12 protein-coding genes are annotated in these 15,996 nt (G+C 62.4%); 5 read left to right on the top strand and 7 right to left on the bottom strand.

What is annotated here, in order from left to right:
• The first annotated feature begins 33 nt into the window (after positions 1-33).
• Positions 34-2,448: a phage head spike fiber domain-containing protein gene (locus tag BLW56_RS12385; protein ID WP_143043456.1), complete on the top strand. Its 2,415-nt coding sequence runs from the start codon at positions 34-36 to the stop codon at positions 2,446-2,448.
• 19 nt (positions 2,449-2,467) lie between these two features.
• Here the strand turns inward: BLW56_RS12385 and BLW56_RS12380 are convergent, their stop codons facing one another.
• The 7 genes from BLW56_RS12380 to BLW56_RS12350 all read right to left on the bottom strand — a co-directional run bounded on the left by BLW56_RS12380 (position 2,468) and on the right by BLW56_RS12350 (position 11,822).
• Positions 2,468-3,082 (bottom strand): sugar transferase, encoded by a 615-nt coding sequence (locus BLW56_RS12380; protein WP_093511020.1) that lies wholly within the window; start codon positions 3,080-3,082, stop codon positions 2,468-2,470.
• The gene (locus BLW56_RS12375) at positions 3,082-4,293 is read right to left on the bottom strand and encodes a hypothetical protein (RefSeq protein ID WP_143043455.1); all 1,212 of its coding nucleotides are present in this window, start codon (positions 4,291-4,293) and stop codon (positions 3,082-3,084) included. The genes BLW56_RS12380 and BLW56_RS12375 overlap by 1 nt, the downstream gene beginning before the upstream one ends.
• 86 nt (positions 4,294-4,379) lie before the next feature.
• Complete coding sequence (locus tag BLW56_RS12370; protein WP_093511018.1) at positions 4,380-6,590, bottom strand: GumC family protein; 2,211 nt, start codon at positions 6,588-6,590, stop codon at positions 4,380-4,382.
• A gap of 41 nt (positions 6,591-6,631) precedes the next feature.
• Complete coding sequence (locus BLW56_RS12365) at positions 6,632-7,345, bottom strand: polysaccharide biosynthesis/export family protein (protein WP_256203442.1); 714 nt, start codon at positions 7,343-7,345, stop codon at positions 6,632-6,634.
• Positions 7,346-7,398: 53 nt separating this feature from the next.
• A complete protein-coding gene (locus BLW56_RS12360; RefSeq protein WP_177175959.1) occupies positions 7,399-8,670 on the bottom strand; it encodes an O-antigen ligase family protein in 1,272 nt (423 codons plus the stop codon).
• A 257-nt stretch (positions 8,671-8,927) separates the two neighbouring features.
• Positions 8,928-10,856, bottom strand: coding sequence for a polysaccharide biosynthesis protein (locus tag BLW56_RS12355; protein WP_093511570.1), 1,929 nt, complete (start codon positions 10,854-10,856; stop codon positions 8,928-8,930).
• A gap of 267 nt (positions 10,857-11,123) precedes the next feature.
• On the bottom strand, positions 11,124-11,822 hold the full coding sequence (locus BLW56_RS12350) for a metallophosphoesterase (RefSeq protein ID WP_256203441.1): 699 nt from the start codon (positions 11,820-11,822) through the stop codon (positions 11,124-11,126).
• Positions 11,823-12,167: 345 nt separating this feature from the next.
• Here BLW56_RS12350 and wecB point away from each other — a divergent pair, with 345 nt between their 5' ends.
• The 4 genes from wecB to hslV are packed head-to-tail and all read left to right on the top strand — an operon-like array spanning position 12,168 to position 15,994.
• Positions 12,168-13,238: a non-hydrolyzing UDP-N-acetylglucosamine 2-epimerase gene (gene wecB, locus BLW56_RS12345; RefSeq protein ID WP_305809699.1), complete on the top strand. Its 1,071-nt coding sequence runs from the start codon at positions 12,168-12,170 to the stop codon at positions 13,236-13,238.
• Positions 13,228-14,523, top strand: coding sequence for a UDP-N-acetyl-D-mannosamine dehydrogenase (wecC, locus tag BLW56_RS12340; RefSeq protein WP_093511569.1), 1,296 nt, complete (start codon positions 13,228-13,230; stop codon positions 14,521-14,523). Before wecB ends, wecC begins: the two co-directional genes overlap by 11 nt.
• A gap of 45 nt (positions 14,524-14,568) precedes the next feature.
• On the top strand, positions 14,569-15,375 hold the full coding sequence (locus tag BLW56_RS12335) for a class I mannose-6-phosphate isomerase (protein ID WP_093511014.1): 807 nt from the start codon (positions 14,569-14,571) through the stop codon (positions 15,373-15,375).
• A gap of 52 nt (positions 15,376-15,427) precedes the next feature.
• Positions 15,428-15,994 (top strand): ATP-dependent protease subunit HslV, encoded by a 567-nt coding sequence (gene hslV / locus BLW56_RS12330; RefSeq protein ID WP_093511013.1) that lies wholly within the window; start codon positions 15,428-15,430, stop codon positions 15,992-15,994.
• The last annotated feature ends 2 nt before the right edge of the window (positions 15,995-15,996 follow it).

Genomic DNA, 15,996 nt, shown 5'->3' with positions numbered 1-15,996 from the left:
GCGAAACTGTTCGCCGCCCCGAAGGAGGAACATATGAGCGAGACCCCCATTTCCGGTAAGTCTATCCAGAACGCATTGGTAACCGCGCGCGTCCCGGGATCGCCCGATATCGAAGGCGAAATCGCGGTGCGCGATCTCTTCGACCAGGCGATACGCGTTGCCGCCAGCCCGCTGCGCTTCCGCGCGGTTCGCTATGGCATAAGCGGATCCGACGAGGCGATCGCCTTCGCCGTCTATGGCGCCGAATTTCTGTTCGCGAATGGATATTTCCGCGACGGCCTGACGAACTTTGCCTCGCTTGCCGACAATGACGCAATTGCGGTCGAGCGCCCAACGTCTGGCACGGCGCAAAATCGCACCGGCAGCGTGGAATCCTTCGCGCCCGACATGCCTCGCCTCACCGACCTCGGCCTGCTCGTTGAACGCTCCGCAACGAACCTCCTGCTCCGTTCGGCGCAGTTGGATCAGTCCCCCTGGACCGCGTCGGCTTTCGGCGGCGCGCTCGCCCCCGTCGTGACCCCCGATGCAGCCCTGGCTCCCGACGGAACATCCATGGCGGCGCAGGTGGTTTTCGATTTGAACGGCAACAACAGCGGAAGCGATATCAGCCAGCTGTCGCAGGCTGTTACGGATCTCACGCCTAACGCCGCCTATTCCGGGGATATATGGGTTCGCTCGGAAACGCCCTGCACATTGCTGATCCGGCATGTTGCGGCTGGCGGCTATCTGGTCGTCGAGGTCACCGGTGAATGGCAGCGCGTCGGGCGCCAGGAGATAGCGGGCGCTTCCAGCGGCGCATTCCAGATCGCTTTGCGAGGCGGAGCCTTCGGCGCATCGCCGAACGCGACGGTCCAGCTTTGGGGCGGGCAGTTGAACCTCGGAGAGCGTCTATCCTACATCCCGACCAGCGACGCCGTAGTATCCCGGGCGAAGGATGAAGTTCTGTTCGCCCGCATCCCCTCTCCCGATCACGGCGGCCTGTTTGTCGAAGCGCTGATCGGTCCGGCGAGCACCGCATCGCAAACTATCGCAGACTGGGCCGACGCAACCGGAACCAACCGGATTACCGTTGCGTGCACGACCGGCGGCATGATCGACGTCTCGGTCGTCATCGGTGGAAACGCCTTTGCTTCCGTTTCGCTCGCGACCTCTGCGCCGGGCGACAAGGTGCGCATTGCGGTAGCGTGGAAGGACGGCGAATGGCTGTTCTGTCAGGACGGTGTCGAATATGGCGGCGCGTCCGGTGGCGATCCGATCGCGATCACCGATCTCCACCTTGGCGCGACCTGGGACGGCGTAAATCAGTTGAACAGCCGGCTGCTTCGCGTCGCGACGTTCGAACTGGCGCCATCCGCCAGTGAACTTCGCAATATGACCTCCGGCACCGTCGCATTCCCGCGCACGATCTCGATCGCGGCTGTGGACTCGCTTCCCGCGAACAAGGCATTCGCCGATATGGTTTGCGATGGGGTCGACGATCAGATCGAAATCAACGAAGCCCTCGCCACTGGCGGCTCGGTGTTTCTCTATGATGGCAATTATCAAGTTGCAGCGAGCCCTGGTCTGCCGGTTGGTGTGACCGGCGCGATTCTGGTGACGCAGAGCCACTCGACATTACGTGGCCAAAGCCGCGCGGCCGTGATCCATCTGAACGACGGCCAGTTCTGCAACGTCATTCGCACGATCGGCGACGGCCTGACCTCGCTGCAATTCCGCGATTTCACGATCGATCCCAACCGCGTCAACAATCTCGTCGGCACCGGCAGCGATTGGCTGGAGATTTGCGGGATCAAGACCCGAACGACGGGATCGGTGCGCAACAGCGACATCTGGATCGACAATGTGAACGTCGGCCGGGTCGAGGGGCTCGGCGTGTATCTGTGGGGGGACGATGTCCACCTGCGCAACAGCAGCTTTGCGACCGCCGACCATGATGCAGCCGAGCTATGCGGCGGTTCGAAAGGCGACATTACCGGGTGCGTGCTGACGGTCGCTTCCGGCGAAACCGGCGGTTACGGCTTTGGAACCGACGATTTCTCGGACTTCACGATCGAGGGTAATCTGACCATCGTAAAAGCCGGCGGCTTTATAACCCAGGCCGTTCATCGTACCTGGCCCAGCCGTTATCGCGGCTCGATCGTCAACAATGTCATAAGCAGCGAAGGCGGCCGCATCGCGCGCGCGATTCAAAGCCTGAGCTACAACACGATCATCAGCGGAAACGGCATCCGCGGCCATGACAATTATCCGGCTTTCGGGCGGACGGTCGTCGAATTCGCATCGGCGCATGTGATCACCGCAAACACCTTCACCTACTGCAAGCTGGAATTTGTGCCCCTAGCGGCGCCCACGATCGCCAGAGTGGTGCACAATATACTTGAGGATAGCGAAGCTCCGACCGCCGACCCACGGCTCATTTACGTCGACAACGAAGAATATAGTTTCTGATCGTCCCCCGGGACGCGGACTATATCTCTTTGGGGGGCGATGCTTCGGTTCCGGTGAACCGGGGCATCGTCGCCTCGCCAGCGGCGGATATATCGCTGCGACGCAGGACTTTTCCGACCGTCATCGCGATGATCCTGATATCCAGAAACAATGACTGGTTGTCGACATACCAGGTGTCGAGCGCGAATTTCTGATCCCAGTTCAGCGCGTTCCGACCGTTGACCTGCGCCCAACCGGTCAGACCGGGCTTGACGTCATGACGCCGCGCCTGTTCCGCAGAATAGAGCGGCAAATAATCCATCAAAAGCGGCCGCGGTCCGACCAGGCTCATATCGCCGCGCACGATATTCCAAAGCCCCGGCAGTTCGTCGACACTCGAGCTACGCAACCAGCGCCCGAACCGCGTCAACCGCTCGCTATCGGGAAGTAACTCCCCCATGGCATCGCGGCCATCGGTCATGCTGCGAAATTTCATCATGGCGAACGGTTTACCGTCTTTGCCCGGCCGCATTTGCCGAAACAGCACGGGCGATCCGAGCTTCATGCGGATCAGCAGCGCCACCATCCCGATCAGCGGCGACAGGATCAGCAACGCCGCAGCCGACGCCGTCAGATCGATCAGCCGCTTCAGCATCACCGGGCCGTGCGGGCTTTCACTGGCGAATCGCCATCCGTTTCCGTGCGCAAGCGATCGACGACGATCCGCGCCATATTGTTGCCGACGCCGCCCGCCATTTCCATACGCAGGACCGCGATCTCACAACCTGCGGGCACGGCCATACGCAGCCGCGATTCCGGTTGCACCGTCATCAGATTGACCGACTGAATCTCGGCAGGTTGCTTCGGCCCAAGGCAATTCAGCTTCCAACGCGCGCTCGATCCGGAATTGGTTTCCTGCTCCGCAACTGTCCAGTAAAACGTCTGCGGTTTCCCAGTTGCCGGAAATTGTATCAGCTTTTGACCGGATATGCCGATCGTGTCCGCTTGAGCATAAAACTCCAGGCCGATGCCATTGTTCGTTTCTCGTGGCGCGCCCCCCCGATCGACGTCGTCCGCAAAGCTCCAGATCGCGGGCGCATAGCCGACCGACAGGGTCTCGGGCGTGGCGGCAACGGCGCGAAGCACGCCGGGTTTCGCACCGGGTAGGCGCGGATACAGGCGAAGCGCCTCGGCATAGGCCTTTTCGTTGATCAGACGCTCGAACAGCGTCGCATAATATCCGCGCAAATAGGGATTGTCGGGGATCGACTTGGCGCGAAGCAGCAAGTCCGCGACATCGGCCGCCTTTGGTGCCCGCCCGGCGGCGACACCGATAAAACGCTCATACCAGGGATTGCTAGCGCTGACATATGGCGCCAGTTCCACCCGCGCTTCACGAAAACGAAGAGCGCCAACCATCTGCTCGATCGCAACCTGTGTTTCCGCTGGCGAATAGGTTCGCAGGAACGTGTCGAAATGACGGAAACCTTCCTGGGCATCCTCCTTTCGAAGCGCTGCATTTGCGAGCCACATTTGCGTGAGGCCATCGCGACGCGACAATCGACTGGCGATCGCCATCGATCGGGCCGCACCCTGTTTGTCTCCCAACGCGTCGCGGCCGAGCGCGATCGAGCGCACGACCGTCGACGACAGGGGCGCAGAGACGAGCAGCGCGCGGCTTTCCGCAACGTGCTCGCGCGCTTTGGCCGGCGTGATCTTCTTTCCGACGATCGCAGCATCGCGCTTATCGAGAATGTCGAAATCGGGATAGAGAGACGGTCCCGCCGCCCGGAAAAGCGGAATTGCAATGCCGCTATTGGCGGCAACGGCAAAAAAGGAAAACAGCGCGATCGGCGCGGCGACCACAGCGGCGCCGACGAAACCGCGGCTGATCCGGATTCCGAGCAGTTGCTCCTTCGCCCATTTGGCGGGGGAGCGTCGACGACGTTGCATCAGTTCTTTCCGCCTTCGGCGTTTTCGTCGCGGCCATAGCCATAGCCGTAACCATAGCCATATCCATAGCCGTGCTGGTCGGTGCGGTACTTGGTCAAAATGGCACCGAACAGGCGAGCCTTCGCCTGCCGCAAACGCGCAATCGACTGCTGCGCGGCGCGCACGGAAGTCCGTTGCGCCTCGGTAACATAGATCACGCCTTCGACGACATTCGCGATCAGCGCGGCGTCCGCCAGGCCGAGCAGCGGGGGCGAGTCGAGAATGACATGATCATATTCGCGGCTCAGCTCCTCGACCAGTTGGCGCAGACTGTCGCCGCTCAGCAGATCGGCCGGGCTCGGGGGCGTCGGGCCAGCGGCGAGCAGGCTGAGGTTCGGAAGATCGGTCTTCTGGACCCACGTCCGCCAGTCGCCCTGGCCCGTCAGCACGTTGCTGACGCCGCCATCGTTGCGCAGGCCGAGATAGTCCCACACCGAAGGCTTGCGAAGATCGACGTCGACGAGAACGACCGAACGGCCGACGCGCGCGATCGTCGCCGCGAGCACCAGGCTCGATGTCGACTTGCCTTCCGCCGGCGACGACGAGGTCAGCGACAGGGTCCGCGGCAAGCCATGATCCGTCGTCAGCGCCAGATTCGTCCGGACCGTCATATAGGCTTCGGAGAGCTCGGACTTGGGATCGGCAATCAGGTCGATCGTCGTAAGATCGCCGCTGTCGGGAATGACACCGAGGATCGGCAGCTGCAGCGCGGTGCTGAGCTGTGACGGCTCGCGGATGCCTTCATCGAGGTTTTCGAGGACAAGCACGACCAATCCAGCGAGACCGATGCCGCCGAAAAGCGCGAGAGCGAGATTGAGGATCAGGCGCGGCGAGGAAGGAGCCTGCGGCGCAATGGCGGCATCGACGACCGAGATATTGTTGGTCGCAACACCTGCAACGCCGATTTCCTTGTAGCGCTGAAGCAGGCTGTCATAGAGCTGGCGGTTCGTGTCCACCTCGCGCTGATAGATATTATACTGGATGGAATCGCGGTCCTGCGACGACAGAACGCCCAGCATGGTATCGAGCCGTGCGCGCAGTTGCGCTTCCCGATCGGCCGCCGCCCGATAGGTTGCCGTGAGCGAATCCCCGACCCGGCGCTCCTCGCTCGCGATACTCGCATCGATGGCGCTCATCTGGTCTTTCAACGCTCGCGCGGCGGGATATTCGGGTTCGAACTGGATCAGAATCTTGGCATATTCAGAAGCCAGGTCGGCGCGACGCGCGCGCAGGCTGTTGATCGCCGGGTTCGTGACCGCTTCAAGGCTGTTGCGTCCGCGGCCAGCCGACCCGATGCGCGACTCTGCCGCGACGCGATCGGCCGTCGCCTTCGCAAGTTCGTTGTTGATCGCCTCGACGTCGGCGCGCGCCAGCGTCTGCGTCGTCCGCGTGCGGCCGTCGGCCGACTGCGTGTCTTCAAGCCGAACGATTTTCCGACGCGCCGCATAATCGACAAGCGCCCCTTCCGACTGCTGCAATCGCGCGCGCAATCCTTCGAGACGCGTCTCGAGGAATTTTCGCGCGTCGGACGTCGACGCAAAACGACGATCCATGCTCTGTTGGATGAATCCTTCCGCCCAGGCATTGGATATGCGAGCCGAAAGCGCCGGGCTGGGGCTGGTAAAATGGATATCGACCAGTGCCGAGCCGCGGATCGGCGCGATGCTGACCCCGCTCAACAGAATATTCGTGGCGGCGATTTCACGCTTCTCGAGCTGCGCGCTCGAAAGCTGCCGGAAGCCGCTATTGGCAACCAGCGCGTCGCCCGTATTGTCGAGATCAAAAGCCTCGACGAATTGCGGGTCGCGGGCGAGGCGCATCTGCTTTACCACGCGCTCGGCAAGCGAGCGCGCCTTCAGCAAGTCATATTGGGTCGAATAGAATTCCAGATTCTGCCCCATATCGCGCGCCTGGACGCCTTCGAAACTGGTGACATTGGCTTGCTGACGGCCGATTTCGATCCGCGTCGTCGCGGTGAAGAGCGGCTTCGCGAGCAATGTCATCACCAGCCCGGCAGACAGCGCCGCGACGATGATCGCGACGATAAGCCACCACCGCCGCCGCGCGATGTTCCAATAGTGGAACAGAACGGGCAGCGACTTCGCCGTGCCGGGGCTGTCGATGTTCTCGGCGTCGACAGTGTCCGGTGAAAGTTCAACCACTGGGCTCATCAAAATGCTCGCTATTCAGGAAAAGGACGGCTGCGCGCCGATCAGTTGTTTTGGTCGAGTACAGCCACCAGCGGCGACACCAGCAGCGGCGCGGCGCTCAGGAAGTCCCGGAACAGGCGGCGACCCGGGGAGTTTCCGACGACGACGACGTCGAACGGATAAATCTTCGGATCGTTATAGACGCCGCGGCGGATCGCACCCAGATTATAGAGTGCAGCCATGCGCTTGTCGCCGACAGTGCGGAAAACCACGACATCGTCGATCTTCGCAAATTCGGTCAGCCCCTTCGCCGATGCCACCGTGCGCATCAGCGTCATGTCGGTGAAGGCTGGATAGTTGCCGGGCTGCGTCACCTGACCTTCGACGGTGACGTAGCGGCTCTTTGTTTCCTGCAGGTTGATGGCAACCTTCGGATCGCGGACATAGGCCGCCTGCAGGCGCTGACGGACGAGGTCGGCGGCTTGCGCCGGCGTCAGTCCCTTCGCGTTGATCTCGCCTGCGATGGGAACCGAAAAACGACCCGCCGCATCGATCTCGATTTCGCGGCGCGAAAGGTCCGGGAATCCGTAAACGTCGAGGATTATGCGATCGAAAGGCCCGATCTGATAGCCGTCGACGCCGGCCAGCATCGCATCGGACGGCGCCGGCAGTTCACCCGGCTGCACCACGGCAACAGCGTCGCTCGACTTAAGCGGCGGCGTTTTGTTGCAGCCCGACAAGGCCAAGGCGGCAACCGCTATCCCAAACGCTCTCATTCCGACCGCCATAATCCACCTAGACTCCTGAAAACACATACCCTGCATCACGCTCATTGCGGCCGGGTCCTCCGGAGCGCGCCAACTATCCAGGCCGTTGCGACAGCCCCGAGGGCAGCGATGGAAGGCGTGCGGAGGGGATAGTCACCAACGCTTGCGATAGCAAGAAGGACTAGCACCGCGACCCCTGCCCGCAGCAGGATCAAATCCTCGCGCGAAGCGGCGAGCGCTGCCGACGGCTTCGCCGCCCGCATCGCGGCACGAAAGAGCATGAATCCGGCAACCAGGATCAAAAGGGCGCCCGGCAGGCCGACGGTCAGCAGCACCTCGACATAATCATTGTGCGCGTGGTTGAAATAGTTCGGCGACAACAAGTCGCGCGGTTCGTAAACCTTATAGATTGGCACAAAGCTTCCGACACCGCTTCCGAAGGGCATCAGGTCCCCGGTCGCCTTCAACAACGTCGGAAGAGCCGTCCAGCGAAGATCGCCCGCCGCGTCGCTGGCGAGAAGGCGCGACACGGCGGGTGCACGGAAGCTCGCGAGCGTCAGAAGCCCGAGCATCAGCAACCCGACGACGCTGTAAGCGAAAAGCGACAGCCGCCGCGCACTCGACAAGTCAATCCGCCTGCCGACGACGACCGGCTCGCGATAGATCCAGAGCGACAGCGGGATCGCCAGCAAGGTAAGCAGGAGACCGGTCCGCGAGCCCGTCACGAGGATCAACGGGATAAGGAAGATCGCCGCCGCCGCGCTCGACGCCTTGAGCAGCCGAACGGTCTCGTTCCGCCCCGAAATGAGCGAGAGATGTGCCGAGATAAGGGGGATCAGGCATGCCAGGAATATGGCTTGATGGTTGCGATTGGCGAACAGGCCCACGGCCATGCCATTGTTGGTGATACGATAGAAATAGAGCGGGCTTGTCGGTGAGCCTATGGCCTGAAGCAGCCCCAACAATCCGCTCACGGCGCCGATCAGCAGAATGACACGCATCATATCGGCTTGCTGCGGCCGCGATGCCGAAACGGCGAGCAGCAGCACGGAAATCGGCAACATCAGCGACAGGAGGGCGTTGAGCGTGGAAAGCGGCTCCATCGATATGGGTTGCCAGGGAAGCGCCATGCCGTTTTCACGGAAAACATCCACGACCAGCTCGCGCCCCGGAAGCGCGGTCCATATGGCCGGCGGAAGCGGCACCAGATGGATCGCGGGCACCAGGACGACCGCGAGCGTCAGATAAGCGAGCGAACGATGCTGGCGCCAGAAGGGCGCGCCATATTTCCACAGCGCAAAGACCAGTGCGAACGCCGAAATCGGCCGCAACAAAAGGAATGATGCGTTATCCGCGCGACCGCTGCCGCCCATCAGGAAGACCAGAAGCAGAAGAACAATAGCTCCATATGCCCGTTGGAACGCCGCTTGCCGACCCGACGCTTCGGAAATGAACACCATATAAGAAAATCCCACGGAAGCCGGGTCGCCGCTATGCCTGCGAATCAATGAAGCGCGCCATTGGCACTATCTCGATCCAAGGTCCAGATGGCGCAGAGCGAGGGCGCATGGCAAGCGCTTCGAACGATATACTAACCTGCCGCCTTCAGACCGTCATCGGTCGTGGCCGATCGGTATTCGGGCACCAGGCCTGCCATGATCGCCAGCGCGCGGGCGGCATCGCCAGCCTCCAGCGCGACGGCGAATTCCGCCAGCAGCGGCTGCAACTTGTTCCATTCGATCATCGATTCGTGCGACTGGATGATTCGCTGATGCGTCGTCGGCTTCGGATCGTCGCCGATCAGCAATTCCTCATACAGCTTTTCGCCCGGCCGAAGTCCGATTTCCTGAATTTCGATGTCGCCATTCGGATGCTCGTCCGATCGAACGGTCAACCCGCAAAGCTGGATCATCGCCGTCGCCAGATCGTAAATCCGGATCGGCTGTCCCATGTCCAGCACGAAGACCTCGCCACCCTTTGCCATCGCGCCGGCCTGTATGACGAGTTGCGACGCCTCGGGAATGGTCATGAAATAGCGTGTTACGTTCCGGTGCGTCAGCGTAACGGGCCCGCCGCGCCGGATCTGCTCCTTGAAGAGCGGGACGACCGAACCGCTCGATCCCAGAACATTGCCGAAGCGCACCATCGCAAAGATGGTGCCGGATTGCTCCTTCGCACGCGACTGCAGGACGAGTTCGCAAATCCGTTTCGACGCCCCCATGACGTTGGTCGGCCGCACGGCCTTGTCGGTGCTGACCAGGATGAAATGCGACGCGCCCGCTTTTTCCGCTGCGAGGCAGCCGTTCAACGTCCCGAGCACATTGTTGCGCAATCCGGCGATCGGGTTCGCCTCGACCAACGGAACATGTTTGTAGGCGGCGGCATGAAATACGGTTTCCGGCCGGTATCTGTCAAAAATGCGATGCGCCGACCCCTGGTCCGCAATGTCGCATAATTGCGGGACCAGCTGCGTATCGAAGCCGTTCGACCGGATCACCTGCGAAAGTTCGCGCTCGATCTGATAGAGCGCGAGTTCCGACTGCTCTACCAGCACCAATTGCCGCGGCCGCAAATTCAGGATTTGGCGGCAAAGCTCGCTCCCGATCGACCCGCCCGCGCCACTGACGAGCACGCGCTTACCCGCAATCGTGCGCCCGAGCAGGAGGGTGTTGGGCGCAACCGGGTCGCGCCCCAGCAACTCGTCGATCTCGACCTCGCGAAGATCGCTTACCGACACGTCGCCGTCGATGATGCTCCCGACGCTGGGAAGCGCCCGGACGAAGACATTGTGCGCCGATATCTCTTCGACGATCTCGCGCCGCCGCGCCCGCGATGCACTCGGGATCGCCAACAGCACTTCGTCGACCTGCAACTCGTCGATCAGCGAGTCCAGCGATGTCGATTTGTACACCGGGATGCCGTCGAGCAGCTGCCCGTGCAGCCGGGCATCGTCGTCGAAGAAGGCGACGAGCCACATATGCGGTTCATGCCGCATCGCGAGCGCCAACTGCTGGCCGGCGCGTCCGGCCCCATAGATGGCCACGCGCCGCCGGCTAGCACTGCCTTTGATAATGCCGAGAATATCGGTGAGCCCGAACCGGATGACGAGCCGACTGAGTGTCAGCAACGCCAGAAAGATGATCGGATGCAGGAGCCCCATTGTACGGGGGACCCCCGGAACGCCGACGACCATCAGGACGAACAACATCGGAACGGAGAAATAGGCGCAAGCGATGCCAAGACCCGCCATCGTCCGTCCGCCTGCGAAGCGGATCAGCGACGAATAGATTCGCGTTGCCCATGCAATTGGAAACCAGAACGCGAGCGCGCAACCGATGACGATCGCGATCGAGCGATCCCAAAGCTCCCAGCTGCCAATGCGCAAGGACAGTGCGACCCACGCGGCAATGACGCAAAGGACGGCATCCATCGCGATCGCCAGGCCACGCCGCTCGTTGCGCGGCCGGTCTGCCAGCCACAGCAACGCGTTCGTGATACGATAATTCAGCTTCTGGAGCATTTCGTGCCACGCGGCACCTGACGTCGGGCTGTGCAAATCGACCACTCTCTTCACATCTTCGAAGGCGGGGCCAGCGCCGCCCCGCAAATTGGCCGCCGCGCGGACGCTTCCGACGAGCCGACCGCAAAACATGACAGCGCAAGTTCAGCCACTGAATTCCAGCTTCGCATCACTCCGGCCGTTTAGGCCCGTCCAGACTGCAGAACAAGTATTTAGAAGCATTTGCAACTCGGTTGGTCCGGTTTACTTCTCGCAAACCGGCCCGGATCACTGTCCGGTCGACAAATACCATCGCTCGGCGCCCTCGAACGCAGCGGCGGTCAACTTGCCGCTGGCATAGGCTCCGGTATCGATGCCCAGCCGGTTCGGCCGCTCGTCGACGGTGGAAGTGATCGTGTGCCCATGGACGACAAATCCCCCGAAATCTTCGCCTGCCGACAGAAAGGGTTCGCGAATCCATCGCAGGTCGGCGGGCTTCTGCGATTTGAGCGAAACGCCGGGCCGCACGCCCGCATGTACGAACACATAATCGCCAAGGATGATCAATTCCTCGCCGGCCGCCAGAAACTCCCGGTGCGCCGCCGGAACGGCCGCGATCAACGCTACCGACAGTTCCTCATACGTCATACGCGCATAGTTGGCTTCATCAATGCCATAGCTCAAAATCGTTTCCTCGCCGCCGATACGGCTGAAGAATTTGAGCGCCGACAGATCGCCAGTCAGTGCCTTGACGAACACTTCTTCATGGTTGCCGGTCAGCCAGTGAAAGGCCGACCATCGGTCCCTTTGCACAATGGCGCGGTCGATGACCGCGGCCGACGACGGACCGCGATCGACGAGGTCGCCGAGCAGGATCAACGCACAGTCGGCACCCGGCCGCGCCGCCTTGTCGGCTTCTATCAGGTCGAGCAGTTCGGCGAACAGGTCGTCCCGGCCGTGGATGTCGCCGATGGCGTAAACGCGCATCCCCTCTGGCAAAACGGGTGGACGAACCGAATGGGTGTCCGGCTTCTTATTCCGGAAAAGCGAACGAAACATGGGGCTGCTACTGTATGACAAAGGGGGAACGGAAGACGGCGAATGGCCGCTCCCGGTGCGGCGCGCTCTAGCCGATCATGCCCCGATCCGCCAGCCCCGGACGAGGATCGTAGCGGCAAGCGGAAATTTTCATGCGCTATTGGGTTAATCGATCCTAAACTTCGCTATTTCATAGACGAGCAGCCATTTGAAAGTGCCAGAGGAAAACCGGAAAATATGGGCAGCGCGTGCAAAATAATGACGGTTTTCGGCACGCGGCCGGAAGCGATCAAGATGTTTCCCGTCGTTCATGCGCTGCGCGCTCAATCGGGAATCGATGTGCGCGTCTGCGTTACCGCCCAGCACCGCGAAATGCTCGACCAGGTTTTGCAGATCGCCCGCATCACCCCCGACATCGACCTCGACGTCATGCAGGCGAACCAGACGCTCGACGGATTGCTGGCGCGGCTGGTCACCGGCCTTGGCGACGTGTTCGACCGCGAAAAGCCCGACCGCATCCTTGTTCACGGCGACACGCTGACGACGATGGCGGCAACGCTTTCGGCCTATTTCCACAAGATTCCAGTTGGCCATGTCGAGGCTGGCCTGCGCAGCGGCAATATCTACCATCCCTGGCCCGAGGAGGTGAACCGCAAGGTCGCCGGTGCGGTCGCCGACCTGCATTTCGCGCCGACCGAAACCGCCGCCGACGCGCTTCGCGGCGAAAATGTGCCCGCCGATCGCATCCACGTTACCGGCAACACCGTCATCGACGCGTTGCTCGCGACAAGGGCACGGATCGACGAGGAGCCCGCCCTTGCCGCCGGGCTCGATCCGTTGGTCGACCGTTTTGCCGACAAGCGGATCATCGCCGTGACCTCGCACCGGCGCGAGAATTTCGGCGACGGGATGAAAGCGATTGCCGACGCCATCGCCGCCATCGCCGCGCGCAGCGACGTCGCGGTCGTCTTTCCCGTCCATCCCAATCCGCACGTCCGCGCCGCGATGGAGCCGATCCTCGGCGGCCTCAACAATGTCGCGCTGATCGACCCGCTCGATTATCCGCATTTCGTCCGCCTGCTTGCGACGTCCGAACTCGTGCTCACCGACAGCGGCGGTGTACAGGAAGAGGCCCCAGCGCTCGGCAAGCCTGTGCTGGTGATGCGCGAGACGACCGAACGCCCCGAAGGCATCGAAGCGGGCACCGCGCGGCTTGTCGGAACCGACAAAGCGCGTATTGTTTCCGAAATTTTCAAGCTTCTGGACGATAAGGACGCCTATTCGGCCATGGCGCGTGCCCATAACCCCTTCGGCGACGGCACGGCGGCAAAACAGATTGCGGAGATAGTTGCGCGTGCCCATTGATACGGAACAGACAGTCACGGTCCTCGGGCTGGGCTATATCGGACTTCCTACCGCGGCATTGATCGCACGGTCGGGTAACAAGGTCACCGGCGTCGATGTCAGCCAGCATGTCGTCGACACGGTCAACAACGGCAAGGTGCATATCGAGGAAGTCGACCTTGACGGCCTCGTCCAGGGCGTCGTGTCGCGCGGCGCGCTCGTCGCCTCGACCGAAGTCGCGCCCGCCGACGTGTTCGTCATCGCCGTGCCGACCCCGCACGACGACGAACATCGCCCCGACATCGCCTATGTGCTCTCGGCTGCCCGGTCGATCGCGCCGAAGCTGGCCGCCGGCAACCTCGTCATCCTCGAATCGACCTCGCCCGTCGGGACGACCGAAAAGGTCGCCGCACTCCTCGCCGAGCTCCGCCCCGACCTGAAAATCCCCGGCGCCTGCACCGGTGCCGCGGATATCTTCATCGCCTATTGCCCCGAACGCGTCCTTCCGGGCCGCATCCTGATCGAACTCGTCGACAACGACCGCTGCATCGGCGGGATCACGCCGCGTTGCGCACGCCGCGCGATGACCTTCTATCGCCAGTTCGTGCGGGGCGCCTGCGTCACCACCTCGGCGCGCGCCGCCGAAATGGTGAAGCTGGTCGAGAACAGCTATCGCGACGTCAACATCGCCTTCGCGAACGAGCTGTCGATGATGGCCGAGCATATGGGCGTCGACGTGTGGGAGGTGATACGCCTCGCCAACCGCCACCCCCGCGTCAATATCCTGCAGCCCGGCCCCGGCGTCGGCGGCCATTGCATTGCGGTCGATCCCTGGTTCCTCGTTCACGGCGCGCCCGATCACAGCCGCCTGATCCGGACCGCGCGCGAGGTCAATCTGGCGAAGACCGCGCATGTCATCGGCGCTGCCGAAATGCTCGTCTCGCAGCATCCGCAGGCGCGCGTCGCCTGCCTCGGCCTCGCCTTCAAACCGAACATCGACGATTTCCGCGAAAGCCCCGCGGTCGAGGTCGCCGCCGCACTCGCCCGCCGCTTCGGCAAGCAGATCGAGATCGTCGAGCCTTACGCTCGCGGCCTGCCGATGGAATTCGCCGGCACCGGCGCAGAACTGATCGACCTCGACAGCGCGCTCGCCGAATGCGACCTACTCATCGTCCTCGTCGACCATGACCTTTTCCGGTCGATCCCGATCGAGGAGCGCGGCGACAAGATCGTCTATGACACCCGCGGCCTGTGGCTCGATCAGCCGAATGGCGGCAATGGCAATCGTTTGCATAGGGCCGCGTGACGCTCTTCGCTTGACGCTCCCGCAGCCCGCCCGCATTTTGGGCCGATGCTAACTCGTCTCGAAACTATCGTCGTCGAAAAGCCGTGGGGCCGCACCGATATCCCGAGCGACTTCGGCGATTTCGGCGGCCGCCGCATCGGCGAAATCTGGTTCTCGAACCCCGCCGGCGACGATGCGCCGATCATGATCAAATTCCTTTTCACGTCGGAGCGACTGTCGATCCAGGTTCACCCCGACGACGAAGCCGCGCGGGCTGCGGGCTTCCCGCGCGGCAAGGAGGAGTGCTGGCTGATCCTCGATGCGCAGCGAGGTGCCGAACTCGGCGTCGGCCTCACTGCCGAAACAACGCGCGAAGCTCTGCACGATGCGGCGCTCGACGGATCGATCGTCGACATGATCGATTGGCGTCCGTCGAAAACCGACGACTTCGTCTATAATCGCGCCGGCACGATCCACGCGATCGGCCCCGGCCTGACCGTGGTCGAGGTGCAGCAGAATGTCGACTGCACATACCGGCTCTACGATTATGGCCGCCCGCGCGAATTGCACCTCGACGCGGGGCTCAAGGTCTCGCACCCCGGTCCTGTCCACGACCCGCGCGACACGGTCGTCGATTCGAAAGCCAATCATATGCTGGTCAGCGGCCCGCATTTCCATCTTGCTCAGCTCGCCGCGCCGATCGACCCGGCGCTTCTCGCACAGGCTACCGGCGAGCTGACCTTCGTTCCGCTCTCGGCCGGATGCCGCGTCGCCGGCGAAAGCGTGGGTCTCGGAGAAGCGGTGCTTTTCACCGATCCGTCGGCGATCGAAATCGACGCGGGCGGCCGGGCGCTCCTGACCTGGCCCGCCTGACCACAACCCCCTCCCCTTGCGGCCCCGCCCGCCATCTCCCATATCCGGCGCCATGACCAATCCCCATGCGCAAAGTGCCGCGCCCTGGCACGGAACCACCATCCTTTCTGCCCGCAGCGCCGACAAGGTCGTCATCATCGGCGACGGTCAGGTATCGATGGGCCAGACGGTGATGAAGCCCAACGCCCGCAAGGTCCGCCGCCTCCACGACGGCAGCGTGATCGGCGGCTTCGCGGGCGCAACCGCCGACGCCTTCACCCTCTTCGAACGCCTCGAAGCCAAGCTCGAACGCCATAACGGCCAATTGCTGCGCGCCGCGGTCGAACTCGCCAAGGATTGGCGCACCGACAAATATCTCCGCAACCTCGAGGCGATGATGATCGTCGCCGACAAGGAGGTGACGCTGGTCATCACCGGCAACGGCGACGTGCTCGAGCCCAAGGGCGGCATTGCCGCGATCGGATCGGGCGGCAATTTCGCTCTCTCCGCTGCCCGCGCGCTCGTCGATTATGAAAAGGATCCCGAGGTGCTGACCCGCAAGGCGATGGAAGTCGCCGCCGACATCTGCGTCTACACCAACGACCAGTTCACCCAAGAAATCATCGAAATTCAGGCATAATC

The organism is Sphingopyxis sp. YR583 (genome assembly GCF_900108295.1).
In the GTDB taxonomy this organism is placed as follows: Bacteria; Pseudomonadota; Alphaproteobacteria; order Sphingomonadales; family Sphingomonadaceae; genus Sphingopyxis.
This window is presented reverse-complemented; position numbering and strand designations above follow the sequence as displayed.

Bases quoted from the DNA above. Each gene is read 5' to 3' on its own strand.
- BLW56_RS12385 (WP_143043456.1), top strand. From the start codon at position 34: ATGAGCGAGACCCCCATTTCCGGTAAGTCTATCCAGAACGCATTGGTA.
- BLW56_RS12380 (WP_093511020.1), bottom strand. From the start codon at position 3,082: ATGCTGAAGCGGCTGATCGATCTGACGGCGTCGGCTGCGGCGTTGCTG.
- BLW56_RS12370 (WP_093511018.1), bottom strand. From the start codon at position 6,590: ATGAGCCCAGTGGTTGAACTTTCACCGGACACTGTCGACGCCGAGAAC.
- BLW56_RS12365 (WP_256203442.1), bottom strand. From the start codon at position 7,345: ATGAGAGCGTTTGGGATAGCGGTTGCCGCCTTGGCCTTGTCGGGCTGC.
- BLW56_RS12355 (WP_093511570.1), bottom strand. From the start codon at position 10,856: ATGCTCCAGAAGCTGAATTATCGTATCACGAACGCGTTGCTGTGGCTG.
- BLW56_RS12350 (WP_256203441.1), bottom strand. From the start codon at position 11,822: ATGCGCGTTTACGCCATCGGCGACATCCACGGCCGGGACGACCTGTTC.
- wecB (WP_305809699.1), top strand. From the start codon at position 12,168: ATGTTTCCCGTCGTTCATGCGCTGCGCGCTCAATCGGGAATCGATGTG.
- BLW56_RS12335 (WP_093511014.1), top strand. From the start codon at position 14,569: ATGCTAACTCGTCTCGAAACTATCGTCGTCGAAAAGCCGTGGGGCCGC.
- hslV (WP_093511013.1), top strand. From the start codon at position 15,428: ATGACCAATCCCCATGCGCAAAGTGCCGCGCCCTGGCACGGAACCACC.